The following is a 25,819-nucleotide window of genomic DNA, read 5'->3' as shown; positions in this document are numbered from 1 at the left end:
TCAATACCGTTCATTTAAACCAAAAAACTTAATGTAGAGACGCGATTTATCGCGTCTGATAAGACCAATTGTCTACACCAATAACCCTTAATTTTCAGGAGATAGCATTGATAGGTTCTATTTTTTGGCGAAAATTTCGCTTGATTACTTTAATTAGTTCACTAACTCTAAACAGCATAACTCCAGCTATTGCAACACCTATCCCAACCTCAAAGAATAATACATTAAATAAACTCCCATCTGTTTCTCGATTGTCGAATATTCGTGTTAATAGCTGGGAATTTCAAGCAGTACAAGCATTAACTGAACAATATAACTGTGTTAGCCGTGATACTGAATTTGGTAATCAAACAGTGACTCGATACCAGTTAGCTGCTAAACTAAATGCTTGCCTTGCAAGTATAAATAAATTAGTTATCAACAATAAATTTGACATTATTAATCGAGAAACGTTAACTGTAATCCAGAAATTACAAACAGAGTTTTCAGCAGAATTAGCAATTCTTAATCAACGCCTTGATTTAGTAGAAACTAACGTTGATGCATTGCAAGCACAACAGTTTTCACCTCATGTTGAATTAGAGGGAGAGATCATCTTTGCTGTGGCTGGATTTGCTGGTGGAAAGAAAGCTGATAATAGTAATGAGTCAATCAATGAGAATTTGGTATTAAGCGATCGCGTCCGTCTTAGCCTCAATAGCAGTTTCACGGGTAAAGATCGATTACAGGTGCGCTTGCAAGCACGCAATATACCAGAGTTGACAGATTTTACTGGAACCCAAATGGCAAACCTGGGATTTGATGGTGATACTGACAATGAGATGGAAGTAGATGAGCTAGATTATAGATTCCCGCTAGGTGAGCAAACCCTCATGACTTTTTACGCTTTGGGAGGAGGTTTAGGCGACTTTGTTCCTAGTGTCAATCCTCTTTTTAGTGGTAGTGGAGATGGCTCAATTTCTACATTTGGACGAGAAAACCCAATTCGCCGACAAGGTGGCGGCACAGGTATCGGTATTTCTCATAATTTAAATGACTCTCTCAATTTGTCGTTGGGATATATCACCAGCGATGCAGCTAATCCAGAGAGGGGTATTTTTGCTAGTCCTTATGGAGCGATCGCCCAATTCACCCTCGAACCTACCAAAACTACAGCAATCAGCTTTACATATATCCATTCTTATAATAATCTCAAGACGGGAACCGGCAGCGAATTGACCAGCAATCCATTTGATGATGAAGCAGATGCGATCGCTGCTAATTCATTTGGTGCAGAAGCTGCTTGGCAACTTAACTCAACTATCACCCTTGGCGGTCGAGTTGGTTTTATTCATGCGAATGCCGAAGATTTACCAACAACTCCAAATGCTGTGATTTCCACATGGGCTGTGCTGTTAGCTTTGCGAGATCTTGGAGAGGAAGATAGCTTTGCAGGATTTATAGTGGGTCAACCACCTAAAATAATTCACAATAGTTTCGGTGATAAATTTGAAGATCAAGATACATCTTTACATCTAGAAGCCTTTTACCACTTTCAAATTACGGATCATCTGGCGATCACTCCAGGTTTATTTTTCATTACCAATCCTGAACATAATGGTAGTAATAACACTATTTATGTGGGTACGGTTCGTACAACTTTTACTTTCTAATTCAGTTATAGCAGGGGACAGGAAAGAAGGGGTAAGGAGGAAAGGGTTTGTTTTTTGATCCTTTACCCTTTAACCTTTTCCCAAGATTATTTATGTCCTGAGCTAAGTGGTAACTGCTATATGTGCATGATGACGAACTGTCTCGTAGGAAGCGACGGTAAATTTCGTCCTCTCATGGGCGTTGTCGGAACAATATTTCATTAATACTAGACACCTATATAGGAATATTCATTTATTCGTAAATTTTTAATTTATGCCTTTGACTTGTTTACTTAAGTAATCTGAAAATTTGATAGAAGTTTATTTTCTCTACATATAAAAAATAAATAACATATATTTTAACAAAACTCTATCTTAGGTAGGATTGCAAAATTACTACAATTTCAATGTAAAATGAAAAGTGATTTTATAAATTGTTCTACTATTTAACAAATGCGATGAAATAAGCGCAATCTGAGACTTGAATTATTAAGTTGAAGATTAAATAGATGATGAGCTATTAATCAAAATTACTACTAGGAGGATTAAAACTAAAATATGAGCCAATTCATAACCAATAATTGTATGAGATATGAATTTCGCTAAAAAGTTGTAAAGTTTTAATTAAAGAGGTGGAAAAACTTAAGCTTGATTTTTTCATTTACTATCTGTTCATCTATCTAAAGATTGAAAGTTTTTTTTGTGATTTTGATCTTTAGCTAGTTGTGTAACTATCATAAAAATTTGAAAATATCATTGATATCCACTTAAATCGTTTCTTCTCTTGAATTTTAAATAAATGTCATTATGATCAAATCCAATCATATTTGCTTGATTCAGAAACTATGAAAACTATGAAGAAATGGCTAATTTCTTGCTTATTAATTTAAGACAGGGCAACCAATAAAACCATGTATATTAACGCAGGAGTGAACAATTATGTGAGTAATAACTATTATTTTCAAGCAAGAACTAACCAAACGAAACTTATACTTTTGATTTCCAGGTGAACCAAAAAATATGTAGACATTTATGTTTACACTATTTAACCTGACTGAGCGCAATTTCCTTTAATAGTCAATCACTTTAGTTGAGCAACTAATCAAATTTTTCTGAGAGGATATTTACATGGGTAGTTTATTTCAATGGTCGTTAGCAAAAACAACTTTGCTAGCTTTGGGACTGACAGCAGCTACAGTGTCTCCCATAGCGATCGCTAATCTCGCTTCAGCTCAAACTCCAGAACCAACTACAACTCCAGTTCAAACTCCAACTACAACCCCAACTCAAACTCCAGCTACAACTTCGAACTTTACTGATGTTAGTTCTGATTACTGGGCACTTCCTTTTATCCAAGCCCTAGCTTCCAGAAACATTATTACTGGTTTTCCTGATGGCACATTTAAGCCGAACCAATCTTTAACTCGTGCTGAATTTGCCGCTTTGATCCAAAAAGCCTTTAATCAAAACCCAGTACGGCAATTAAGTGCAGGCGGATTTAGCGATGTGCCAAGTAATTACTGGGCTGCCTCTGCAATTCAAGAAGCTTACGAAACTGGATTTTTGTCAGGCTATCCGGGCGACGTGTTTCAGCCAAACCAGCAAATTCCTAAAGTTCAGGCGATCGTTGCTTTAACAAGTGGCTTGGGTTTGACTACTAACGAGGATGCATCAAATATTCTCACTACCTACTACACAGACTCCTCAGCAATCCCCAACTATGCTGTTAATAATGTGGCAGCAGCAACACGAGCTAATATTGTCGTCAACTACCCCAACGTAAATCAACTTAATCCGCAAGTACCACTAACTCGTGCCGAAGCAGCAGCAATTTTGTATCAAGCTTTGGTCAGACAAGGACAGGTACAACCCATTGCAAGCAATCTTGCGGCTAGTAATTATATAGTTGCTGGCGGCGGCACTCAAGCTACTAACGATATTGTTGCCCTTGCTGCATCTAGTACCTCTTTTTCAACCCTGAGTTCTTTATTAAAGACAGCAGGTATAACAGAGATTCTGCAACAACCAGGCCCCTACACAGTATTTGCTCCCACCAATGAAGCATTTGCTGCTTTACCACCTAGTACTCTAGAGCAGTTACAACAACCTGAGAACAGAGAGCTATTAATTAAGATCTTGAGATATCACGTCATTCCTGGTGAACTAACTGCTAGCCAACTTTCAGGTGGAGAAGTAAAAACCTTTGAGGACTCACCTGTAAATATTAAAGTAGATAGTGCTACCAATCAAATTTCGGTCAACGATGCCAAAGTTATTCAGTCAGGTGTTCAAGCCAGCAATGGTGTCATCTATCCAATTAACCAAGTTCTTGTACCACCTAACCTGAACGCTCAGCAACCACAACAGGGAACTACTCCTGATGGTGTTACACCAGGTAGAACTACTCGTGGTGGCTCTAGCTATATCGGCGCTGCTGGTAATATTGGCTTGGCTGGTGATACAGCTCTCAGTGAAACTAATATTGCAGTGATCAGCAAAATTGGGTTGACACGTACTATCTCAGCACGACCATCAGCAGTTTTTGGAGATAATACACTGATTCTAGTTCCTCTCACCTTTGATTTTGCCCCACGCTCAGTAGATTCCTTAGGTGAACAAACATTTCCCGTATCTCCTTACATAGGGGCTGGCGTAGCTATTGAAACTAATGACGACGCTAATCTAGGCTTCCTGCTGACTGGCGGTGTAGATGTTCCTTTAGGTAGCCGCTTTACAATCAACGGTGCTGTCAATGCAGCTTTCATGGATGAAACTGATGTCGGTCTGTTACTAGGAATTGGCTACAACTTTTAGAACTTCAATTTAGACAGAGATCTCAACAATTTAAAGACGTAGTATTTTCTCCCCCGACAAGCTAGTGCTGTATCGGGGGTTTTTAGTTGAAAGTTTTTAGTTGAAAATGGAATTTTCTTGTTTTGTTGTGTGTGCGACATACACGAATGTCTAAATTTATTTAGTCAAATACACTACTCTTAGGCCACAAAGACACAAAAAAAAGGAATTTTATTCATCAACTTGAAAAGTCTAAAAGAGCTAGTATCATACTTTAAAAAAAATAAACAGGGGATGACTATTGACCAGGGACAAGATAGAGTAAGACGCAGTATATATTCACATAAGTATATCCAGTAACTTAAAAGAAAGTTAACACCGGATGTATAATTAGCGCGTCTACTTCTTCATAAAAAAATAAAGTTTAGGGTTGGCCGGCTTTCTGTACCTTTAATAAGGAGTGTATGTGGCAACAATAAAAAAAGAAAGTAAGATAGTCAGTCTGGTATTATTGCTTGCCTTAGCTACTACCCCTATGGCAGCAAATCTCTTCATGTCGGCACCAGTACTATCACAATCTCCTACTGAGACTCCCTCTTTTGCACTGCCACAAACAGTGGAGAATGGAACTACGGTGCGGATTGATGGTTCAAATAGCTTGGCTACAATCAACCAAAGCCTAAAACAAAGTTTTGAAAAACAGTTTGGTGGCACGAAAGTGGAAGTTGCGGCTAATGGCACTGATGCTGCACTCAAAGCTTTGCTAGATGGAACAATTGATGTGGCAGCAATTGGTCGTGGCTTGACTCCAGAAGAAAAAGCACAAGGTTTAGAGCAAGTCCGCTTGTACCGAGAAAAGATTGCAATTATCGTTGGTCAAGAAAATCCTTTCAAGGGAAGCTTGACCGATAGGCAATTTGCGAGGATTTTTCGGGGGAGAATTACAAACTGGTCACAATTGGGAGGATCTAAGGGTGAAATTCGGCTAATTGATCGCCCAACAACAAGCGGTATCCGTGAAGCGCTGAGTAACTACCCAGTTTTTAGAGCTGCTAAATTCGCCACTGGTTCTAATGCGACTCAATTAACAGAAGATAACACCGCGGAAATTGTTAAACAATTGGGCAAAGATGGCATTAGCTATGCACTAGCTAATCAGGTGTCGAAACTGCCAGATGTGCGGGTGCTTCGGCTACATCAAACCTTGCCAGACAATCCCAAATATCCCTTTTCACAGCCATTAGTTTATGTTTACAAGAAAGATCCTAGCCCAGCTATAGCTAGTTTTCTTGGCTTTACACTAGCACAACCAGGGAAACAGGCTATAGAAGAAGCAAGAGCCGCTGAAGCAAATGCGATCGCCACTGCCAATTCTACCCCTAGTGCAGAGGCTACACCTGGGGCAACGAGTACGCCTATTACAGAGGCTACGCCTGGGGCTACTGCTACACCAAACGCTGAAATTACACCCACTGACCAGCAAGCTGTTGTGTCTCCTGCGGCCAATAATCCAATCGCCAAGGGACAAATACCAATTTGGTGGTTATTGTTGCCTTTGGCTGTAATGGGTGGATTGGCAGCATGGCTGCTCAGAAGTAGTCCATCTGGCGCTGGAGAAACAAATCAAATCCCAGAACCAACTCCCAATTCTCCTACACCTACTGATAATACAAGCGTTGCTCCTGCTCCTGTCGAAACAGAGGAAATTCCAACTAACTCAAACTTCAGTGAAAGCGCAACCCCAGTTGTATCCTACACAGAAGAAAACATCACCTCAAATGGAAGCACTGTTTTGGCAGCAGGCGTTGGAGCAGCGATTGGGTCTACAGTTGCTAACGAAAGTTTAGATAATCAAGGAACTAAAGAAACTGCTAATTTAAGTAATTATGCGGGGATAACTCCTTATGATCTTGATGAATCTCCTTGGGATATCGAAGCGCCAGCAGCTGTTGTAAATACTTCATATCCCACAATTTCAGATGTTTCCTCTATTACACCTCCACCGAATGTAGAGTTATCTACACCGGAAGTTACAGATACTCCGCAAGTGGTATCTAATGAGGAAAATGAGGAAATTCCAGCCGCTGAAGACTTAACAACAGAACAACCTCCAGCCGAATCAAAGTGGCTAGAAGATATTAGTGCAACTGAAAGTGCAACTGTAGCAGGCACAGGGGGGAGTGTCTGGTCTACGATTAAAGTGACTATTGACACTCCAGAAGCTAGTACTCCTGCTGAACAAGACTTAAACGCACCTTACGAAATAATATCCGATTTAGAATGGCCAACAGAGGTATTTTCAAATGTAACTTCTGATGAACCAGACACTTTGCCAGTAGTTTCTGAAGAAATTAGTCCTACGATTGAGCAATCTTCAGATGAAACAAGCGAATTAATAGCCGATGGGGAATGGCCAAAAGAAGAAGTCACAACCTCACTTCCTGAATTCCCAGACATTCCTGAAGAGACATTGAACGGAGTAGCAGACGAAGCTGAACTTACCAACAACGAAACAATCTCTAACTTGCCAGAAAATACAGAAGGTTTTACTCAAAGCGGCTTAGCAGATTTTGTCAACGGTGCAGCTTTAACAGGAGTAGGAATTGGGGCGTGGGCTACTATTTATGGGATTCAGGATATCACTGCATCTGAGGCGCAGACACCAACTCATCCCAATGAAAATATACCAACAGGGAGCGAGAGCGCTTTTAACTTACTGCGCGCAGATACAGAAAGTAGTATTATTTTGACACCCAGAACTTTTGAATGGGCTGATGCGTCGTGGCGTGTTTCGGAAACTCACAAACAAGCATTGCGGGATGCTGGTTTGCGATTAGCACTGCGGCTTTATGATGTGACTGACATTGACTTGAGTTATCAAAGTCCTACCCTAGTGCATCAGTATGAATGTGAGGAATTTATAGACGGTCGTTCTGTACCTATTCCCACAAGCGATCGCAATTACATGACTGAATTGGGTTATGTTTCGGAGGGCAATCACTGGGTAATATTAGCAACTTCAGATATTGTTCGCATCTTCAGTCTCCCCCCTGAAGAGATTAAAGATACTACGGCGGAGAATGCTTTTATAGGAGGTGCAACAGTTTTTAACGGACTGCACGCAGATACCGAAAGCAGTATTATTCTGACACCCAGAACTTTTGAGTGGGCTGATGCGTCGTGGCGTGTATCGGAAACTCACAAACAAGCACTGCGGGATGCTGGCTTGCGATTAGCACTGCGGCTGTATGATGTGACTGACATTGACTTGAGTTATCAAAGTCCTACCCTAGTGCAGCAGTATGAATGCGAGGAATTTACAGACGGTCGCTCTGTACCTATTCCCACAAGCGATCGCAATTACATGATTGAATTGGGTTATGTTGCTGATGACAATCACTGGGTAATATTAGCAACTTCAGATATTGTTCGCATCTTCAGTCTCCCCCCTGAAGAGATTAAAGATACTGATGCTACTGTGGAGAATACTTTCATCGGAGGTGTAGCAGCTTTTGAAGAATTGCAAGCAGACGCAGAAAGCAGTATTATTCTCAGCCCCCAAGCTGCTGATTGGGCTGGTGTATCTTGGGATGTCTCAGAAACTCACAAACAAGTATTGCAAGATGCTGGTTTGCAATTAGCACTGCGGTTGTATGATGTGACTGACATTGACTTGAGTTATCAAAGTCCTATCCTAGTCCAGCAGTATGAGTGTGAGCAATTCACAGATGACCGTTACGTAGCTATTCCCACAAGCGATCGCGACTACATTGCTGAACTTGGTTATGTCACTGATGGCAATAACTGGGTAACACTAGCAACTTCAAATATTGTGCGTGTATTTAGTCTGCCCCCTGAAGAGACTCAAGATCCTACAGTGGAGAATGCTTTAGTAAGAGACACAACAGCTTTTAACTCAATTAATACAGATGAGCAAAGCATTATTGTCCTTACACCTCGCACTCCTAAATGGGCTTATGTCTCGTGGCAAATTTCTGAAACTCAAAAGCAAGCATTGCGGGATGCCAACATTTCACAACTAGCGCTGCGACTGTATGATGTGACTGACATTGACTTGAGTTATCAAAGCCCTACCCTAGTGCAGCAGTATGAGTGTGAAGAAGCAACACACGATCGCTACGTGGCTATTCCTATTAGTGATCATGACTACATCACGGAACTTGGCTATGTCACCGATGACGATGGCTGGGTAACAATAGCCACTTCAACTACTGTCCGTGTCTTCAGTCGTCCTCATGGAGATTTCTGGTTTGTGGCTGATGCTGAGTTAATTATTCACGGCGCAACAGAGCCAGGTGCAACTGTAACTATTGCAGGTAATCCCCTCACACTCAAATCGGATGGTACTTTTCACCTGCGTATCCCCTTCTCAGACAACTTAATTGAGTATCTGATTACAGCAGCTAACGCTAATGGGGAGCAAACTAAAACCATTCATAAAAAGTTCTTCCAGGAAACTCCAGAGGGTTAGTTTTTATGCGGGGCTTTGTAAGACAACAGCCCCGCAGGCTGGAAAATGGCAGTAACTACAAAAAAATTAATAACGCCAATCAGTATTGTAAGTTTTGGTGAAAAATCAAAATGATTGAAAATAGTGTTCCTATTTCAACTATTTTTATTGGGATTAATGGTCTTATCGCTTTTTTTCTCTCATACATTGCCGCATTTGAAAGAGTAAAAACAAGAGTTTGGCATGGTGAATCAAAAGAAGATGTAGCAGCACAACCTGATCCCTTAGCAAATCCTAGTCCTTGGGCATCTATGGTTGAGCAATCAACTCAGAAATTTGTAAAAATGCAAGCCCATGATGATGGGCTACTACAAAGAAAGGTTCGCGCTCATGGCAATTTTGCTGAATACGTACCTCATGCATTATTGTTTGTGCTGGCGCTAGAGTTAATGCAAGCACAAACATGGCTATTATGGCTCTTGGGAAGTAGTCTTAGTGCCGCTAGGATTGCTCATGCATGGGGTTTAATAAAAACCTACGGGCCTTCTCCAGGAAGAGCATTCGGTTTTTTTCTCACCTGGTTTGTCTACGTATTTGGTAGCATAGCTTGTATTTATTATGGAGTTGTCAATTTGATTGCAAATTCAAGTTAAACCGTGTCTATCTTGAAAACCGTAGTTTTTTCTAGAACGGCAAAACTAACTGGAGAGGTGAGACTAAAGGCTTAATTACGTATGCGTCTTAGAAAATATCAAACGAATATACTATGTTTCCAACCTACCTCTAGCAAGTTTTACCACTTTAGGTTTTTTTGACCTCGCCCCAATAAATTGACGACGATATATTATCTCCGTTTGCTTACATTAGTTGTTATGCAGCACTAAAAGCTAGGAGTGAGTATGGAAGACTACAAAACACCATATGGAAAAGTCGCTCTAGAATTTGCGACTGCGCTGGCAAATGGAAAATTTGAAGAGGCTTATCAACTTCTCTCTTCATCAATATGTGAAGATTGGCCACCATCATTACTACAAGACACTTATGGAAAAATGATTGAATATTTTAGTACGCCGCCTGATTATATTCATGTCGACGCAGTCATGACTGATTGGCCAGGCAAACAACCTCAAGATATTGGTTGGGCGTATACCTCAATTGCCTGTGATGGAGAGGCTGAGGCAGTTACTGTTATTGTTTGCACAGAAAATGAAAAGCACCTGATCCGAGATATTGAGTGGGGACGACCATAACCATTTCTATCGATCAAGCAATTAGGTGTTTGCTACTATTGAATGAATTAGAAATCTAATGAAGTCTATGTCTTTAGCAATTGCTCTTGAACCTGCACCGATAGAAATTGATGCCCACGGCATTGTAAGAGTTGCTAAAACTCGCGTCACGCTAGATACCGTTGTGACTGCTTTTCTTGAGGGATGCACGCCAGAAGAAATAGGGGAGCAGTATCCATCACTACAGCTATCAGATATCTACTTAGTTATCGGTTATTACCTTAGACACCGGGCTGAGATTCATACCTATCTAGCAGAACGTCAACGTCAATCAGTCATAATTCGGCAAGAGGCTGAGCAACGTTTTGACCCGCTTGGAATACGCGATCGCCTACTTGCCAGACGAAATCAATCTAGGTAATCCTAAATGGTTCGGTTCCTAGCTGATGAAAATTTTAACAACCAAATTGTGCGAGGTGTTCTTCGCCAAAGTCCAGATATTGATATTGTGCGTGTTCAAGATGTAGGCTTGTCGGGAGCAGATGACCCAACCGTTTTAGCATGGGCAGCACAGGAAGAAAGAATTGTTCTGCCTCACGATGTTACCACGATGATAACCTTTGCATACGAACGCATCCAAGCAGAATTATCTATGCCTGGATTGTTTGAAGTAAGTCGTAGTGTCACTGTGGGGTTAACAATAGAAGAAGTTATCTTGATTGCTAAGTGCAGTCTTGACAAGGAGTGGAAAGGACAAGTAAGGTTTCTCCTACTACAATAAGTGACTGGACTGTAGTCTAAAGTCCAGTCGTTTAGGACATAAACTGATTATAAAACCCAGGCAACAAAAGACTTTCAACGCTGAGTGTAGCCGTACCTCTAGGGGTAAGCAAGCAACGCATAGCGTCTCGTAAAGAAGAGTCAAGCCTGTTCCCTGTTTCCTGCCATACAAAAACATTATGTCAGCTTCAGCAAATAATTCTGCTCCACTATTAGAAGTTCACAACGTTCATGCCGGATATATTAAAGACGTAGATATTTTACAAGGAGTAAATTTTCGGGTTGAGCTAGGGGAATTGGTGACAGTGATTGGCCCCAACGGTGCTGGTAAATCCACCTTGGCTAAAACCATTTTTGGACTTTTGACTCCCCATACAGGCACAATTACTTTTAAGGGCGAAAATATTGCTGGACTTAGGTCTAACCAAATCGTTCAGCGGGGAATGTGCTACGTACCGCAAATTGCTAATGTCTTTCCCTCACTCAGTGTGGAAGAAAACTTAGAAATGGGAGCTTTTGTGCGTAACGTTCCTCTCAAACCCCTCAAAGATCAAATATTTACCATGTTTCCTAGACTAAGCGATCGCCGCCGTCAACGTGCTGGTACTTTATCCGGAGGTGAACGTCAGATGTTAGCGATGGGCAAAGCTTTGATGTTAGAACCGAGTTTGTTGCTATTAGATGAACCTTCTGCGGCTTTATCTCCCATTCTAGTAACGCAAGTATTTGAGCAAATTAAACAAATTAACCAAGGGGGGACAGCGATCGTTTTAGTAGAACAAAACGCCCGTAAAGCCTTGGAAATGGCTGATCGCGGTTATGTGCTGGAGTCAGGACGTGATGCAATCTCAGGGCCTGGTCAACAATTGTTGAATGATCCTAAAGTAGGCGAACTGTATTTAGGTGCAGGTAAAGCTCATTAAAAGGTACAAACAGACTAATTAATTCCCAGAAGCTTAAATGACTCTTAAACCGTGTTAAAGCCTACTCTTGTATCTTAATTGAGTCTGGTATCTTCCGGTCAACAACTCAACTGTTGTCAGGTAGATTAATGACTCGAATTAATGGATTTATCGGCCGTCGTGATTTCTTTAAGTTAGCGGGTACAGGAGGTTTTGCCATTGCGGCGAATGCCTTAGTTGGTAGTCTGATTGGGGGTACACAAAAAACTGCGATCGCTGATGTTAATCCAGCCAACCCTAATCCAGTCAATGCTGATCAAGCTTTAAAACTTTTGCTGGATGGTAATCAAAGATTCATCCATCAACAACCTCAATATCCTCATCAATCACTGAAACATCTGCAATTAGTTGCCAAAGCACAATATCCTTTTGCAGCGGTATTAGGTTGTGCAGATTCTAGAGTACCTCCAGAACTTGTTTTCGATCAAGGACTAGGGGATTTATTTATTGTTCGAGTCGCTGGTAATGTCGCCAGCGACATGGTTATAGGTAGTTTGGAATACACTACAGCCGTATTAGGTACGCCATTAATTGTAGTTTTGGGTCATAAAAAATGTGGTGCTGTCGCAGGGGCGCTCAAAAATGAACTTCTTCCTGGCAGAATTGGCTATGTTGTTGAGAGTATTAAACTTGCTTTGGCAAAGATAAAATCATCTGATGATGCGGTAATTGCCAACATTCAATATCAAAAGGGAAAATTGCTAGAAAATTCCACTATTTTGGCGAAATTGCTGTACGAGGGCAAACTTAAAATTGTTGGTGCTTGTTATGATACTGACACTGGGAAAGTTTCTATGATTACATGATAAAGGAACCGCCGATGGACAAGGCAGTGCGTTGGGCGGCTCCGCCGACTTATAGCAACTGCCGTGCTGATAAACGCCGATGGGAGATGGATAGGATCACGGAAAAAGTGATTGGTTGTGCGTTTACAGTTGGAAATGTTATGGGTTGTGGTTTTGTGGAGAAGGTTTATGAGAATGCTTTGGTTTATGAATTGCGAAAAACTGGATTATTGGCGGAACAACAGTATGGAATAGAAGTAAAATATGACGGAATTGTAGTTGGGCAATTCTTTGCCGACTTACTAGTTGAAGGACGCGTGTTGGTAGAAATAAAAGCAGTTAAAACCTTTAGACGAACACCATTTTGCCCAGTGTCTCAACTACCTAAAAGCCACAGGTTTCACTATCTGCCTACTCATTAACTTTGCTAATCCTAAAGTAGAAATTAAACGTATCGCACGAAATTTCTAACCATCAGTATTTATCGGCGTTTATCGGCGTTTATCGGCGGTTAAAAATCCTCCATGATTCTCCAACTTCTAAGCGAACACTTACAAACCATCCACACCCATGCCGAAAAAACATACCCAGAGGAATGCTGTGGTATAATACTAGGCTACCTAGATAGCACCAGCAAAACAGTTGTAGAAGTCATACCAACAGAAAATGCTTGGATTCAAGAGGCAGCAAACTTTCCAGGTGAATTACATAATCAAGAACAGCGATATGCGATCGCGCCCCAAGTCATGTTACAAATACAAAAAAAAGCACGGGATAACTCATTAAATATCATCGGCATCTATCACTCCCATCCCGATCATCCTGCTATACCCTCAGAATGCGATCGCATATATGCTTGGCAAGAATATTCATATATAATAGTTTCCGTTCAAAATGGTAAAGCTAATGATATTCAAAGCTGGAGTCTTGATGATCATCATCAGTTCCAACCAGAGTTAATTGAAAATATTATTTAACAACTTCCCAAAAATTATCAATACAGTTATCGTTTTTCGATACGATTAATACTCCGCGCTGACCCATAAAAACTGCTATGCTCAACCCCAATCTGGATGAAATCCAGTTGACCAAAGACGATTACGAACGCTACTCCCGCCACTTAATTTTGCCAGAAGTTGGACTGGAGGGGCAAAAACGCCTCAAGGCTGCCAGTGTACTATGTATTGGTACAGGTGGACTAGGTTCACCACTGCTGTTATATCTGGCAGCAGCAGGTATCGGACGCATTGGTATTGTTGATTTTGATGTAGTCGATACTTCCAACCTGCAACGCCAAGTAATTCATGGTACATCCTGGGTAGGTAAACCCAAGATTGAATCAGCAAAACACCGCATTCATGAGATTAACCCCTATTGTCAGGTTGATCTGTACGAAACTCGTCTGAGTTCCGAAAATGCCTTGGATATAATTAAGCCCTACGATGTCATCGTAGATGGTACTGATAATTTCCCCACCCGGTATTTAGTTAACGATGCCTGCGTGTTACTAGACAAGCCCAACGTTTACGGTTCGATTTTCCGTTTTGAAGGGCAAGCTACAGTATTTAACTACGAAGGCGGGCCGAACTATCGTGACTTGTACCCAGAACCACCACCACCAGGAATGGTGCCATCTTGTGCAGAAGGTGGTGTACTAGGAATTTTACCGGGAATTATTGGACTCATCCAAGCTACAGAAACAGTCAAAATCGTTATGAAACAGGGCAATACCCTGAGTGGGCGATTACTGTTATATGATGCCTTACAAATGAAATTCCGGGAATTAAAACTGCGTCCCAACCCCATCCGCCCAGTTATTGAAAAACTGATAGACTACGAACAATTTTGCGGTATCCCACAAGCTAAAGCAGAGGAGGCAAAACAGCAGATGGAAATAGCAGAAATGACTGTCAAAGAATTGAAGGAATTGCTAGATAGCGATGCCAAAGATTTTGTCCTGCTAGATGTCCGCAACCCTCATGAGTACGAAATTGCCAAGATTCCTGGTTCAGTTTTGATCCCCTTACCCGATATTGAAAACGGAGAAGGTGTTGCCAAGGTAAAGGAAATATTAAATGGTCATCGCTTAATAGCTCATTGTAAGTTGGGCGGACGTTCTGCCAAAGCCCTCAGCATCCTCAAAGAAGCGGGTATTGTTGGCACTAATGTTAAAGGCGGAATTACCGCTTGGAGTCGAGAAGTCGATCCTTCGGTTCCCGAATATTAATTTAACGTAATGCGGACGACCTGCCGAAGTCTTTAGTAAGGTGTGTTAACGCGATCGCATAACGCACCCTACTGGCTACCTGAAGACAGCTGTAAAGAAAACTTTGGGGTTTCAAGCTATTAAAAATAAACCTGCTAAAGCTGTTTCTAAGTCTGAGGTAAATATTGCCAGGGAGTTTATAGCGTTCTCGCTTGCGTTAAATACAAACCTTCGTAAGGGCACAGCAATGGTGTGCCCTTACCCTGTATTATGGTGTACTGCATTCACACAAGAAGTTGCCCTCTGCTTCCCACGGTTAAGGCACCAGACGCGATAAATCGCCGTCTACAAAGAACGGATGGGATCGTTACCATGAGATAGGGTATTTCTATTTCTAATAAAACTTTATGACAAATTTTTATCTTCAAGCTCCCTTCGCTCCCACAGGCGATCAACCACAAGCGATCGCTCAACTTACTACTAGTATCCAATCTGGCAGCCGCTACCAAACTTTACTAGGAGCGACGGGAACAGGTAAGACGTTTTCTGTAGCCGCAGTCATCGAGAAAATTGGTAAGCCAACCTTAGTCTTAGCTCATAACAAAACTCTGGCAGCCCAGTTGTGTAATGAGTTGCGGGATTTCTTTCCCAACAACGCAGTTGAGTATTTTGTCAGTTATTACGATTACTATCAACCAGAAGCGTATATTCCGGTTAGCGATACTTATATTGAAAAAACAGCTTCGATTAATGATGAAATCGATATGTTGCGACATTCAGCGACGCGATCGCTTTTTGAGCGTCGTGATGTGATTGTCGTTGCTTCCATCAGTTGCATTTACGGTTTGGGAATACCTTCAGAATATCTTAAAGCTGCCATCCCCCTGCAAATAGGTATGGAAGTCAATCAACGCCAGATTTTACGCGATTTGGCATCAGTGCAGTACAGCCGCAACGATATAGAAATGGGTCGAGGAAAGTTTCGCGTCCGGGGTGATGTCTTAGAAATTGGCCCAGCTTATGAAGACAGAATTATTCGTGTGGAATTTTTTGGCGATGAAATTGACGCGATTCGTTATATTGACCCGGTGACTGGTGAAATTATCAAAAGTTTAGAAGCAGTAAATATCTATCCGGCGCGTCACTTCGTCACTCCAGAAGAACGATTAGAGGTAGCTTGTGATGACATTGCGGCAGAATTAAAACAACAAAAAGCCGATTTAGAGGAAGCTGGAAAATTATTAGAGGCGCAACGCATAGATCAACGAACACGCTATGACTTAGAAATGTTGCGTGAGGTTGGTTACTGCAACGGTGTCGAAAATTATTCCCGTCATCTAGCAGGACGCAAAGCTGGGGAACCACCAGAGTGTTTAATTGATTATTTTCCTAAAGATTGGCTGTTGGTAATCGATGAATCTCACGTTACTGTGCCACAAATTCGCGGCATGTACAACGGCGACCAAGCGAGGAAAAAAGTTTTAATTGAGCATGGATTTCGGCTTCCCAGTGCTGCTGATAACCGTCCTTTGCAAGCAGAAGAATTTTGGCAAAAGGTGAACCAGTGTATTTTTGTTTCCGCTACACCAGGAAATTGGGAGTTAGAAGTTTCTGAAGATCATATAGTTGAGCAAGTCATTCGACCCACTGGAGTCATTGATCCAGAAATTTCTGTGCGTCCTACAGAAGGACAAATTGATGATTTATTAGGAGAAATCAAAGACAGAGTTGACCTCCATGAACGAGTGCTAATTACCACATTAACTAAGCGCATGGCGGAAGATTTAACTGAATATCTGCAAGACCATAGTATTCGGGTGCGATATCTGCATTCGGAGATAAATTCAATTGAGCGCATTGAAATTTTGCAAGATTTACGCGAGGGCAAATTTGATGTGTTGGTTGGGGTGAATTTGCTACGGGAAGGTTTAGATTTGCCGGAAGTTTCTTTAGTAGCAATTTTAGATGCAGATAAAGAAGGATTTTTGCGTGCCGAGCGTTCCTTAATTCAAACTATTGGTAGAGCCGCGCGTCACGTCCGAGGACAAGCAATTATGTATGCTGACAATCTCACTGACAGCATGATTAAAGCCATTGATGAAACTGACAGGCGGCGTGGTATCCAAAGAGCATATAACCAATTGCATGGAATTACACCACAACCAATTATCAGAAAATCAAGTAATGCGATTTTGTCGTTTTTAGACGTTTCGCGGCGGTTAAATGCAACTGATTTAAAAGTTGTAGATGAACATATAGATGAATTGCCGTTAGAACAGATTCCAGATTTAATTGCCAAGCTCGAAGAACAGATGAAAGAATCTGCCAAAAAACTAAAATTTGAAGAAGCCGCAAAATTGCGCGATCGTATTAAACATCTACGAGATAAATTATTAGGACGTTAACGTGAATCTTATGCTCACCAATATTCGCCTAATTAATGTCAAAGAATATCACCAAATGGCGGAAACGGGAATTTTTCATCCTGAAGAACGCTTAGAATTAATAGCCGGACAAATCGTTAGAATGTCAGCAAAAGGAACTGCTCACGAATCAGCCATTACCCGCACAGAACGGCTATTACGTCAACGCCTGGGTGACAAAGTTTTATTAAGAATCCAATCACCAGTGCAACTTGATGATTACTCAGAACCAGAACCAGATATTTCAGTAGTAAAGCCCAACTTATTAGATTATGACGACCATCATCCCAATGCTTCCGAAGTATTTTTACTGATTGAAATAGCTGATTCTAGTCTCAAATATGATCGAGAAGTAAAAGCGAACATCTATGCTAAATCAGGTATTATTGAGTACTGGATTTTAGATGTCAATGGACGCAAATTATATATGTATTGTCTCCCTAGTCCAGACGGATATCACAGTGAAAGCATACTTGCAGAGGATGTGACAATTTCACCTTTAGCTTTTGGTGATTGTGCGTAGGCGTAGCCCGTCGTAGACATCGCAATTCAGGAATTATTGCGAAAAATCTAGGAGGCGATCGCCACAAAGCATCTACGAGTAAAATGCCGGGACGTTGACGTGAATCTACTTAGTCTTCAATTGGAGTGTAATTTATGAGACACTGTTGACCGATTGTTAATTGTAAATATCACGGCGATGCCCAACTTTATAAATTGTGATGAGTTGTGCTTCAGTATCAAAGGAATAAATAACCCGTTAGTCACCAATTCTGAGTTTGAACAAACCGCTTAAATCAGCACTCAAAGGTTGAGGGGTTAAGTCCTCAAAGTTCTCAGACAACCAGCGAATTTTACGCAGGATGCGCTCTTGAATAGTTGAGGCGAGAGTTTCAAACCCGATAGTCGCCTCTGATTTAAATTCGATCTCGTAGCTCATTACCAGGACAATCCCAGGTTTTTTGCTACTTCCTCAGCAGGGATTCCACGTTCTCCAGATTGAGTACGTTGTAGAGAGTCGAGTAGTTGCTGTTTCACTTCTGGCTTTATTTGTTTGCCTTCATCAGGATCAAGCATTAGAGATTGAATCGTTTCGGCAACAGTTTCTTGAATCAGAAGTTTGAGTTCTTCGATGGTCATATCTTTGACTTGCATAGGGGATGATGGTTAGTGAGAACGACTCTTACTGTTTTACTTGCTATTGTGGCATATTGCGGCGATCGCGGCGGCATAACAGAAGATGTGACAATTTCAACTTTAGCTTTTGGTGATTGTGCGTAGGCGTAGCCCGTCGTAGACATCGCTATTCGGGAGTTATTGCGAAAAATCTAGGAGGCGATCGTCAGCGTCAAATCAATGCTAGGTTGTAGTCGATGTGAGAAAGCCACTGTCACTGATGATCATTTGGTTGAATGGAGCCTTATTCTGTCGCTCAAAGACGATCAATAATCTGCTGAATAGCGATTCTGAGAACTTACGCATACTCTACGAATTCTTGGCGTTCTTGGTGTCTTGGCGGTTCGATAGATTAAGCTTTTTGGTAATTTTTGCGTAAGTCCTGTTACCTTTACCTAATGACTTTGATGAACCTCTCGAAGTCTTTCAGGAATATATGGAATGAGTGCTTTCCTTTTAGATACTCATGCCTCTATCTGGCTAACTGAAAATGACTCCAGCCTTCCAGATAATCTGAAAATAATGATCAATACCGCAGATATTGTTTATCTCAGCATCAATTATTATTAGCATGGATAAAAAATTCGATGCTTATTTTGTTCAGAGGATGTGGGAATAGTCATACCAAAAGAGAAGGCTCTTTTTTCGCTATCCTAGAAAAGTAACTCATTCCCCGATCGCTACGATGGTTGCTTTACCCGACAACATTTTGATGAGTGCAGAAGAATATCTGGTTTGGGAACCTACACAAGAGGAACGCTACGAGTATTGGGATGGCGAAGTTGTGATGATGAGTGGTGCTACACGCAACCATAATCGGGTTTCTGGAAATTTCTTTAAACTTCTAGATGATGCCTTGGGCGATGTCTACGACGGGCTACGCCTACGCTCCAGTGAAGTATACATTGTAGATGTGAAGGTTCAGGTAGAACCGGGGCAAAAGTATTTTTATCCAGATGTGGTGGTGACTTGCGACGATCGTGATACCGATCTACAACTAGTACAATTTCCCTGCTTAATTATTGAAGTGTTATCACCTTCAACTGAAGCAGCCGATAGGGGGAAAAAGTTTGCTAGATATCGCCAATCTCTAACCTTGCAAGAATATGTCTTAGTACAAGTAGATCAACCGGGAGTGGAAGTATTTCGGCGCAACGAACAGGAAAAATGGGTGCTGTCGGAGTATAATTTCGATGAAATATTGCCACTGGAATCGGTAGATGTAGAAATAGCTATTGCAGATTTGTACCGACAAGTGCAGTTTGAAACTGAAACCACCGATGAAGATGCGTAGACGCGGTAAAACGGCAGCAGCCGATTAGGAGCGTTAGGCTTTTCAGACTGCTCACAAGTACTTCAAAAATAGGTAATTGATAACACGATTTTATTTTTATTTAGATGAAAGAAGCCGCAAAATTGCGCGATCGCATTAAGCGCCTATGAGATAAATTATTGAAATATTAGCACCTCAGCATGTAAATTTATTCATGGTTATTATTGTTGAAGGTGAGAGAATTCAACATTTTTGAATTTGATGTACTATTTACGAGGCTAATCGATGATTTTAACTACAACTGATGTCATTCAAGGTGCAGTTATTGAGTCATATTTAGGCATTGTGACGGCGGAAGTCGTCTATGGTAGCAATTTTCTGCGGGATTTTTTAGCTGGTATCCGGGATGTTATTGGTGGGCGCACCGGTAGCTATGAGCGCCTATTTGAGCAGGGCCAACAGAAAGCCTTAGCAGAATTAGAACAACGGGCACAGCGTTTAGGTGCTAACGCTGTAATTGGAATTGAAATTGATACTGGCACAATCAATGTTGACCAGTCAGGAGTTCTGATGTTAATTACCGCTACAGGTACTGCGGTGAAAATGCGTTAGTATTTTCATTTCATGCTCATAGATTTGCTTTAAATTTTTTGATAATGGTTAATGGGTAATGAAGTTGTCATAATTACCCATTGCCAAGGCTTCAATCTAAATTGAAAAGAAAAAATATTTATGAAGTTTATAGATATATTTAAAATCACAATTAAGAGAAATAAAACTAAAAAAATAAATAAGAAATAAATTAAATTAAATTAAAAGTTGTAAATTTAAGTCTTTATTCTTACTCTCGATAGAGTGTCTAGATCTTTCCATTGATAGATACTGAAATCCGTAATAAGCAATTTAATTTTAAGCATAGAGTCAAAAAATATATCTGTTAAATAACTTTGCTGAAACAGCAATGGAGAGGAGAAAATAAGCTATGTCATACGTAAATCGTGTAGGTGATGATGTTATTAATGAGCCTGTAGCAGCAGGTAGAGTAGCAGAATATCATGATCGTGTTCGCTGGGGTCCCATAATTTCTGGTGTATTGGTTGCCTTAGCCACTCAGTTGATTTTGAGTTCCTTATTTGGCGCAATTGGAGCAGGCAGTATTGCAGGCTCAGGAGCGCCTAGAACAATTACACCAGATATCGCAGGTAATGTGGGAATTTGGTCAACAATCGCTTTGTTAATTTCCTTATTTATTGGGGGTTGGGTGACAACCCGTGCTTGTGGGCCAATGAATCGCAACACAGCGTTGCTTAACGGTGCAATCTTTTGGGCTACTACTTTAGCCCTTAGTTCTTGGCTATTGGCAAGCGGTGTATCTGGTGCTTTTGGTGTTGCTGCTTCCAATGCCGCAGGAGTTATCAATCAAGTACAACAACAACCAGGTACTGTCCTACCGCAAAATGTACCTACTGTTACTGCTGAGCAAGCTCGTGATATCGCTGCTGCAACCTCAAGAGGTTTATGGTGGTTTGTGATTGGTTCTTTGCTGGGTTTAGCCGCTTCCTTGATAGGATCTGTTGTTGGGGCTCGCAGTCCTAGAGCTAACAACTACGACCGCTAACATTAAGTAATTTGCTGAAAAACTAAATTTCATAAATTTTAAAAGCACCTTGTTTAAGGTGCTTTTTGCGATTTCAACGTTGGCGTTGATAGCGTCCAATAATTCTACTATCGTTAAAACATGACCTTCCATTGCTGTTAAAACTTGGTTTTTAGTAGCACCTGCTGGCAAGTGAGTATTGCAACTGACTACAGATAGTCCTGTTAATCCAAATATAACAATACTTTGAGTTATAAAACTCGCCTTCAATTTATAGGTAATAACATTTTTAATAACTAATTCACCATAGATAACTTCATAATTAGGACTGATTTTTAAAGTTTTCACTTAGAAAAAAACATACTTTTTTAAATTAAACTGAGTGAAAATACATACCAAATTTATATTCATTTTCTTCTATAAGCATATACTCGGAGAACCGCACCAAGTTATGCAAAAAATACTTAAATAATATGTCGGAACCCCAAGTTACAGTTGTTGTTGTACCAAGAGAGCGATTCAGTTATACGCAATTTTCATTAGAAGGTATTTATGCACATACTGATATTCCCTTTAAATTAATTTATATAGATGGCAATTCTCCCCGTCCAGTTAAGCGTTACCTAGAAGCACAATCATCCGCAAAAGCTTTTCACTTAATCCGTACAGAAAACTATTTATCTCCTAATCAAGCACGTAACTTAGCATTGTCATACATTGATACTAAATACGTTGTTTTTATTGATAACGATGTCCAAGTCACACCTGGTTGGTTAAACAAGCTTGTAGAATGTGCTGATGAAACAGATGCATCGGTTGTAGGGCCACTCTACTTAGATGGAGTGTCAGAAAATCTAGAAACTCAAAATATCCACATGGCAGGTGGCTTTTGTGAATTTCAAGAGCAAGAAGGAAAACTAGATTTACGTGAGCAACGGTACTTTGCCAAGAATCAGTTACCTTCAGTAAAATCTCAACTGCTAAGAGAACCAACACAGTTGATAGAATTTCATTGTGTTTTGATACGTACTGCTATTTTTAAGCAGTTAGGTGACTTCGACGAAAAATTAATGAGTCTTGCAGAAGAAACTGATTTTTGCTTAACAGTCCGTGCAATGGGTGGGACTATTTATCTAGAGCCAGCTAGTACTGTGATTTACGTACTTCCAGTGCCCTTGGTATGGTACGACTTACCATATTTTTGGTTACGTTGGAGTGATGCTTGGAATAAAGCTTCTCTAAATTACTTTCAACAAAAATGGGGTTTAGCCGAAAATGCTAAATTTATGACTATTGGCTACAAGTGGGCAAATCGTCATAGATTAGTTCCTCTACAACAAATTCAAGATTTGCTGTTAAATATTTTACCTTGGCAATTTAACTCCCAGATTTACCTCAATTTTCGGGCTTTTGTGGAGAGTGTACTGACTCAGCTTTTTGTAAAAAATAAACACCAAAAAATCTAGAGCCTAGAATAAACTGTTTATAGATAAATAGCTATATTGTTAACTATTTTCCCCTAAAATTCTGTTGAATTAGGGGATTTCTTATCTGTTATCGCTTGATTTCATAACTAGAACAAAAGGGTACTCGTGGTGGTACACCAGAACAACATGCTGAGGCAGTACGGCAAAGCCACAAAAACAAAAACAAATAAGTTAATCGAGTCTGCGATTAATTCTATTTTTGAATATTAAACTTCAAAGCCAATCGTGAGCCCACCTAATATCTTAATCCCCTTCTTTTAACGAATATTTCTATTTTTGGAAGAGGGGTATTATTAGGTGGCGCTTTTTTATGTTGCTATTCTGGCTCAATCGATTTTAGACAAACTTTTTTCTGTCTCAATAAATAAATTTCTTTTATCCAAGCAATTCCATTTTTGTAATTCTTTGGTAGCAAGGCTTTCAGCCATTAAATAAAAATTTATGTGATATTCGCTACTTCTACTCCGATTAAGTATGTTTCTTATCTATCTGAAGACAGAAGTTATAACACTAAAGAATTTGGGAAATTAAAACTTACAAACACCTGCAATTTATAGCTTAAATCTTATAAATTTTTAATTTTTGTTTGACCAAACAAGAATAGTTTTGAAATCAAATTCGACTGAATTGAACTCATCTAAAAAAAATAGAGGAAAGATGAAAAAAACTATCCAAAAAATTAACAATCGAATTTTACAAAACATTTATCAAACCCCTTTAGTGAGCCATTTATCTAACCTTACTTATCAAGCATTAATACAAAAACATCTAGATAATTTACCTAAACTTTCAAACACTGATCTAAATTTAGTTGAGACTCTTAAAAGTGAAAAAATTGTTGTAACTTCATTAGCAGAACTCTCAATTCCCTCTACTCCACAAATGTTACAAGCAGCGTCAAGCTTGATCTCAGAAATTCCCCAAAGCATTTCTGGAAGTCAGCATGAATTCACCATTCATGCTACCCCTAAGCAAATTATGAAACATTTAGAAATTTTTTGCTGGGGACTTCAACAACGTTTACTCAATATTACTGAAAATTATCTAGGTCTGCCAGTAGCGTATCATGGCCCTTATTTTCGTAGAGATATCGCCAATGGAATTCAAAAAAAATCAAGGCTTTGGCATTTAGACAAAGAAGACCGAAAAGTACTTAAAATTATTGTTTATTTAAATGATGTGCATGATGATGGCGGCCCATTTCAATATATTCCATACTCTTTTACCTCAACAGTAGCTCGCTCTCTAAGATATAACTATGAATACATTCAAAACCAAACTATGCAGCAAGTTATATCACCCCTAACTTGGAAATCTTGTATAGGCCCTTCTGGTACAGTAATCATTGCTGACACTGCTAATATTTTCCATCGGGGAACTGTACCTATCGCTTCAGATAGATTCACAATATTCTTTGACTACAGTTGTAGATCCCCAAAGCACCCTTTTTATTACGAATCTTCCTTGACTAATGAGGATTTAGCAATTATTGCTACAAAACTTTCTGAAGATCAAAAACAGTGTGTTTTTTGGCGTTCGTCCTAGTAGTACGTTAAGTTTAGATTGATGGAGAAGCAAGTTCATAGTAATAACACTAAAAATAATCTTTTAATTCTACAATCACCATTTCAAATACGAAGCTTCAATTCCTTGTTCTCGTCTAATCTTGCTATCTTTTTCAAACCAAGCAATTACCTGCTGTGCTGTTAAATCTTCAATAGCAACATCGTGTTCTTGGGCAATATACTTTAAAAGTTTCAGTGATGAAATAGTCAATCTTGTTAAAAATTTTTCTGATGAAGATAACAAGGCAGCATCTACTTTTGCTGATTCTTCTAAGGTTAAAAATTGTGTTGAAGATTGCTGTGGTTCTACATCCATAAATTGGAACTCAACTTAATTTAAATAATTACTGATGCACATTAAATAATAACTAATTTGTAAAATTTTTTACTACTAAGTTAGTATTCATGGCCTAAACTAGATATGAAAATTAATTTATCCATGATACTTTTATTTTCGAGCTTCTACTAAATAGCCACAACGATGTTCACCGTTGATCAGCCAGTGAGTACGCTCAACTGTACAATCTGGTAAAACAGCAGCAAACATTTCTAATTCGTGACCGCAGATGCTGGGGAAAGACTCGGCAACATTAGAAATCGCGCAGTTATGTTCCATAAAGATAAATTTATTTCCTAGTAATGAGCCATTTGAGTCTACAGGGTGGTACTCTGCCATAAAGCCTTCAGTCTTTCTCAGCTCCACTAACTTGGCTACACGTTCTTGCAGAGAACCAGTGCCTAAATGTTCGCGGTATTCTTGGGCTTTACGCTCCCACTGTTTTTGTAGAATTGAACTCACTTGGTCATATCCAACTGTTTCGGCTAGGGTATCCAGCAAAGAAACAGCAAAATCACCATAGCGATCGCTTTGAAAGTCATTCGTCCGGTGCAGGCGATCGCGTCCTTGACGACTTAATTGATAAACATGCTGCGGCCGTCCCATGCCGCGAATTTCACCTTGTACGGAGTCAGCAATCTGAGTACTCTGCGGCTGTAGCGTTGACGAATACAAGACTAATTTCTGTGCCTCCAAATCTTTGAGATGACGACGAATCGCTTGGGGACTAACATCTAAAACTTCAGCTAGCTCAAAAGCCGTTGCTTGCGAGTGTTTCAGAAGGTATTCTAGGATATCTTGCTTGGTTGAGGACTGGTGGGTAGTCGCCATCTTCTCTACGAGACGTTTCGCGAACGCCCCAAAAATTTTTTAGAAAAATTGACTTTAACAACATTGTTGTTGTTAATTTAGCGTAAAATGAAGATACATTAAACAACATAGTTGTTGTTTTAGTCTTCATCCTTATTCTAACAGCCGTGTTACCACTCGGTCATCTGAATTGGGAATCGGCTAAATATAAGCCCGTCTTCCATCCTTAAGAGGCAGATTTTTCCCCTTATAGTGACTGCCGTAGAGATTCAACCGAACACGAGAGATTATTAC

At 40.1% G+C, this 25,819-nt stretch carries 24 protein-coding genes and 1 pseudogene; 21 read left to right on the top strand and 4 right to left on the bottom strand.

Going from position 1 to position 25,819, the window contains the following annotated elements; genetic code table 11:
- Nucleotides 1–107: 107 nt before the first annotated feature.
- The 15 genes and pseudogenes from I8751_RS03465 (at nucleotide 108) to I8751_RS03400 (ending at nucleotide 17,803) form a co-directional block, all read left to right on the top strand.
- Nucleotides 108–1,652, top strand: a complete 1,545-nt coding sequence (locus I8751_RS03465) for an iron uptake porin (protein WP_225893929.1) — start codon at nucleotides 108–110, stop codon at nucleotides 1,650–1,652.
- 1,107 nt (nucleotides 1,653–2,759) lie between these two features.
- Nucleotides 2,760–4,445, top strand: coding sequence for an S-layer homology domain-containing protein (locus I8751_RS03460; protein WP_214437765.1), 1,686 nt, complete (start codon nucleotides 2,760–2,762; stop codon nucleotides 4,443–4,445).
- 445 nt (nucleotides 4,446–4,890) lie between these two features.
- Nucleotides 4,891–8,916, top strand: coding sequence for a DUF4912 domain-containing protein (locus I8751_RS30575; RefSeq protein WP_214437764.1), 4,026 nt, complete (start codon nucleotides 4,891–4,893; stop codon nucleotides 8,914–8,916).
- A gap of 110 nt (nucleotides 8,917–9,026) precedes the next feature.
- Nucleotides 9,027–9,548 carry an MAPEG family protein gene (locus I8751_RS03450; protein ID WP_214437763.1) on the top strand — a complete coding sequence of 174 codons (522 nt, stop codon included), beginning with the start codon at nucleotides 9,027–9,029 and terminating at the stop codon, nucleotides 9,546–9,548.
- A gap of 246 nt (nucleotides 9,549–9,794) precedes the next feature.
- A complete protein-coding gene (locus I8751_RS03445; RefSeq protein ID WP_214437762.1) occupies nucleotides 9,795–10,145 on the top strand; it encodes a hypothetical protein in 351 nt (116 codons plus the stop codon).
- Nucleotides 10,146–10,212: 67 nt separating this feature from the next.
- Nucleotides 10,213–10,545: a DUF433 domain-containing protein gene (locus I8751_RS03440; RefSeq protein ID WP_214437761.1), complete on the top strand. Its 333-nt coding sequence runs from the start codon at nucleotides 10,213–10,215 to the stop codon at nucleotides 10,543–10,545.
- A 6-nt stretch (nucleotides 10,546–10,551) separates the two neighbouring features.
- Nucleotides 10,552–10,905 (top strand): DUF5615 family PIN-like protein, encoded by a 354-nt coding sequence (locus I8751_RS03435; RefSeq protein WP_214437760.1) that lies wholly within the window; start codon nucleotides 10,552–10,554, stop codon nucleotides 10,903–10,905.
- Between the two features lie 178 nt (nucleotides 10,906–11,083).
- The gene (locus tag I8751_RS03430) at nucleotides 11,084–11,827 is read left to right on the top strand and encodes an ABC transporter ATP-binding protein (RefSeq protein WP_214437759.1); all 744 of its coding nucleotides are present in this window, start codon (nucleotides 11,084–11,086) and stop codon (nucleotides 11,825–11,827) included.
- 128 nt (nucleotides 11,828–11,955) lie between these two features.
- Nucleotides 11,956–12,672: a carbonic anhydrase gene (locus tag I8751_RS03425; protein ID WP_214437758.1), complete on the top strand. Its 717-nt coding sequence runs from the start codon at nucleotides 11,956–11,958 to the stop codon at nucleotides 12,670–12,672.
- Entirely contained in the window at nucleotides 12,669–13,073 is a 405-nt protein-coding gene (locus I8751_RS03420; protein ID WP_318780289.1) for a GxxExxY protein, read from the top strand. Before I8751_RS03425 ends, I8751_RS03420 begins: the two co-directional genes overlap by 4 nt.
- Nucleotides 13,054–13,122: pseudogene (locus tag I8751_RS30210) on the top strand (GxxExxY protein); the annotation flags it as partial. The gene I8751_RS03420 and the pseudogene I8751_RS30210, both read left to right, overlap by 20 nt.
- A 53-nt stretch (nucleotides 13,123–13,175) precedes the next feature.
- Nucleotides 13,176–13,628, top strand: a complete 453-nt coding sequence (locus I8751_RS03415) for a Mov34/MPN/PAD-1 family protein (RefSeq protein WP_214437757.1) — start codon at nucleotides 13,176–13,178, stop codon at nucleotides 13,626–13,628.
- 77 nt (nucleotides 13,629–13,705) lie between these two features.
- Nucleotides 13,706–14,878, top strand: a complete 1,173-nt coding sequence (moeB, locus tag I8751_RS03410; protein WP_214437756.1) for a molybdopterin-synthase adenylyltransferase MoeB — start codon at nucleotides 13,706–13,708, stop codon at nucleotides 14,876–14,878.
- Between the two features lie 386 nt (nucleotides 14,879–15,264).
- Nucleotides 15,265–17,262, top strand: coding sequence for an excinuclease ABC subunit UvrB (gene uvrB / locus I8751_RS03405; protein ID WP_214437755.1), 1,998 nt, complete (start codon nucleotides 15,265–15,267; stop codon nucleotides 17,260–17,262).
- Nucleotides 17,263–17,272: 10 nt separating this feature from the next.
- Nucleotides 17,273–17,803 (top strand): Uma2 family endonuclease, encoded by a 531-nt coding sequence (locus tag I8751_RS03400; RefSeq protein WP_214437754.1) that lies wholly within the window; start codon nucleotides 17,273–17,275, stop codon nucleotides 17,801–17,803.
- A gap of 237 nt (nucleotides 17,804–18,040) precedes the next feature.
- Here the strand turns inward: I8751_RS03400 and I8751_RS03395 are convergent, their stop codons facing one another.
- Nucleotides 18,041–18,220, bottom strand: coding sequence for a type II toxin-antitoxin system RelE family toxin (locus I8751_RS03395; protein WP_225893928.1), 180 nt, complete (start codon nucleotides 18,218–18,220; stop codon nucleotides 18,041–18,043).
- Complete coding sequence (locus I8751_RS03390; RefSeq protein WP_225893927.1) at nucleotides 18,220–18,420, bottom strand: hypothetical protein; 201 nt, start codon at nucleotides 18,418–18,420, stop codon at nucleotides 18,220–18,222. The genes I8751_RS03395 and I8751_RS03390 overlap by 1 nt, the downstream gene beginning before the upstream one ends.
- Before the next feature lie 477 nt (nucleotides 18,421–18,897).
- Here I8751_RS03390 and I8751_RS30015 point away from each other — a divergent pair, with 477 nt between their 5' ends.
- The 6 genes from I8751_RS30015 (at nucleotide 18,898) to I8751_RS03365 (ending at nucleotide 24,358) form a co-directional block, all read left to right on the top strand.
- Nucleotides 18,898–19,026, top strand: coding sequence for a PIN domain-containing protein (locus I8751_RS30015; protein ID WP_263973478.1), 129 nt, complete (start codon nucleotides 18,898–18,900; stop codon nucleotides 19,024–19,026).
- A gap of 115 nt (nucleotides 19,027–19,141) precedes the next feature.
- Nucleotides 19,142–19,750 (top strand): Uma2 family endonuclease, encoded by a 609-nt coding sequence (locus I8751_RS03385; RefSeq protein ID WP_214437752.1) that lies wholly within the window; start codon nucleotides 19,142–19,144, stop codon nucleotides 19,748–19,750.
- Nucleotides 19,751–20,014: 264 nt separating this feature from the next.
- Nucleotides 20,015–20,341: a YbjQ family protein gene (locus I8751_RS03380; protein WP_214437751.1), complete on the top strand. Its 327-nt coding sequence runs from the start codon at nucleotides 20,015–20,017 to the stop codon at nucleotides 20,339–20,341.
- Nucleotides 20,342–20,711: 370 nt separating this feature from the next.
- Nucleotides 20,712–21,347 carry a hypothetical protein gene (locus I8751_RS03375; protein ID WP_214437750.1) on the top strand — a complete coding sequence of 212 codons (636 nt, stop codon included), beginning with the start codon at nucleotides 20,712–20,714 and terminating at the stop codon, nucleotides 21,345–21,347.
- A gap of 452 nt (nucleotides 21,348–21,799) precedes the next feature.
- Complete coding sequence (locus I8751_RS03370) at nucleotides 21,800–22,792, top strand: glycosyltransferase family 2 protein (protein WP_214437749.1); 993 nt, start codon at nucleotides 21,800–21,802, stop codon at nucleotides 22,790–22,792.
- 678 nt (nucleotides 22,793–23,470) lie between these two features.
- The gene (locus I8751_RS03365; RefSeq protein ID WP_214437836.1) at nucleotides 23,471–24,358 is read left to right on the top strand and encodes a phytanoyl-CoA dioxygenase family protein; all 888 of its coding nucleotides are present in this window, start codon (nucleotides 23,471–23,473) and stop codon (nucleotides 24,356–24,358) included.
- 75 nt (nucleotides 24,359–24,433) lie between these two features.
- On the opposite strand, the gene I8751_RS03360 is transcribed toward I8751_RS03365, so the two are convergent.
- Both I8751_RS03360 and sufR read right to left on the bottom strand, forming a co-directional pair.
- Nucleotides 24,434–24,694, bottom strand: a complete 261-nt coding sequence (locus I8751_RS03360) for a hypothetical protein (RefSeq protein WP_214437748.1) — start codon at nucleotides 24,692–24,694, stop codon at nucleotides 24,434–24,436.
- A 132-nt stretch (nucleotides 24,695–24,826) separates the two neighbouring features.
- Nucleotides 24,827–25,546, bottom strand: a complete 720-nt coding sequence (gene sufR / locus I8751_RS03355; protein ID WP_214437747.1) for an iron-sulfur cluster biosynthesis transcriptional regulator SufR — start codon at nucleotides 25,544–25,546, stop codon at nucleotides 24,827–24,829.
- Between the last annotated feature and the right edge of the window lie 273 nt (nucleotides 25,547–25,819).

Origin of the sequence: Atlanticothrix silvestris CENA357, from assembly GCF_016056295.1 — a bacterium.
Lineage (GTDB): Bacteria > Cyanobacteriota > Cyanobacteriia > Cyanobacteriales > Nostocaceae > Atlanticothrix > Atlanticothrix silvestris.
This window is presented reverse-complemented; position numbering and strand designations above follow the sequence as displayed.

What these genes read in the sequence shown, in the direction of transcription:
- sufR (WP_214437747.1), bottom strand. Translation starts at nt 25,546, where the DNA reads ATGGCGACTACCCACCAGTCCTCAACCAAGCAAGATATCCTAGAATAC.
- moeB (WP_214437756.1), top strand. Translation starts at nt 13,706, where the DNA reads ATGCTCAACCCCAATCTGGATGAAATCCAGTTGACCAAAGACGATTAC.
- I8751_RS03445 (WP_214437762.1), top strand. Translation starts at nt 9,795, where the DNA reads ATGGAAGACTACAAAACACCATATGGAAAAGTCGCTCTAGAATTTGCG.
- I8751_RS03460 (WP_214437765.1), top strand. Translation starts at nt 2,760, where the DNA reads ATGGGTAGTTTATTTCAATGGTCGTTAGCAAAAACAACTTTGCTAGCT.
- I8751_RS03365 (WP_214437836.1), top strand. Translation starts at nt 23,471, where the DNA reads ATGAAAAAAACTATCCAAAAAATTAACAATCGAATTTTACAAAACATT.
- I8751_RS03435 (WP_214437760.1), top strand. Translation starts at nt 10,552, where the DNA reads ATGGTTCGGTTCCTAGCTGATGAAAATTTTAACAACCAAATTGTGCGA.
- I8751_RS03420 (WP_318780289.1), top strand. Translation starts at nt 12,669, where the DNA reads ATGATAAAGGAACCGCCGATGGACAAGGCAGTGCGTTGGGCGGCTCCG.
- I8751_RS03390 (WP_225893927.1), bottom strand. Translation starts at nt 18,420, where the DNA reads ATGACCATCGAAGAACTCAAACTTCTGATTCAAGAAACTGTTGCCGAA.
- I8751_RS03360 (WP_214437748.1), bottom strand. Translation starts at nt 24,694, where the DNA reads ATGGATGTAGAACCACAGCAATCTTCAACACAATTTTTAACCTTAGAA.
- I8751_RS03370 (WP_214437749.1), top strand. Translation starts at nt 21,800, where the DNA reads ATGTCGGAACCCCAAGTTACAGTTGTTGTTGTACCAAGAGAGCGATTC.
- I8751_RS03415 (WP_214437757.1), top strand. Translation starts at nt 13,176, where the DNA reads ATGATTCTCCAACTTCTAAGCGAACACTTACAAACCATCCACACCCAT.
- I8751_RS03385 (WP_214437752.1), top strand. Translation starts at nt 19,142, where the DNA reads ATGGTTGCTTTACCCGACAACATTTTGATGAGTGCAGAAGAATATCTG.
- I8751_RS03380 (WP_214437751.1), top strand. Translation starts at nt 20,015, where the DNA reads ATGATTTTAACTACAACTGATGTCATTCAAGGTGCAGTTATTGAGTCA.
- I8751_RS03440 (WP_214437761.1), top strand. Translation starts at nt 10,213, where the DNA reads ATGTCTTTAGCAATTGCTCTTGAACCTGCACCGATAGAAATTGATGCC.
- I8751_RS03400 (WP_214437754.1), top strand. Translation starts at nt 17,273, where the DNA reads ATGCTCACCAATATTCGCCTAATTAATGTCAAAGAATATCACCAAATG.
- I8751_RS30015 (WP_263973478.1), top strand. Translation starts at nt 18,898, where the DNA reads ATGAGTGCTTTCCTTTTAGATACTCATGCCTCTATCTGGCTAACTGAA.
- uvrB (WP_214437755.1), top strand. Translation starts at nt 15,265, where the DNA reads ATGACAAATTTTTATCTTCAAGCTCCCTTCGCTCCCACAGGCGATCAA.
- I8751_RS03425 (WP_214437758.1), top strand. Translation starts at nt 11,956, where the DNA reads ATGACTCGAATTAATGGATTTATCGGCCGTCGTGATTTCTTTAAGTTA.
- I8751_RS03450 (WP_214437763.1), top strand. Translation starts at nt 9,027, where the DNA reads ATGATTGAAAATAGTGTTCCTATTTCAACTATTTTTATTGGGATTAAT.
- I8751_RS03395 (WP_225893928.1), bottom strand. Translation starts at nt 18,220, where the DNA reads ATGAGCTACGAGATCGAATTTAAATCAGAGGCGACTATCGGGTTTGAA.
- I8751_RS03375 (WP_214437750.1), top strand. Translation starts at nt 20,712, where the DNA reads ATGTCATACGTAAATCGTGTAGGTGATGATGTTATTAATGAGCCTGTA.
- I8751_RS03430 (WP_214437759.1), top strand. Translation starts at nt 11,084, where the DNA reads ATGTCAGCTTCAGCAAATAATTCTGCTCCACTATTAGAAGTTCACAAC.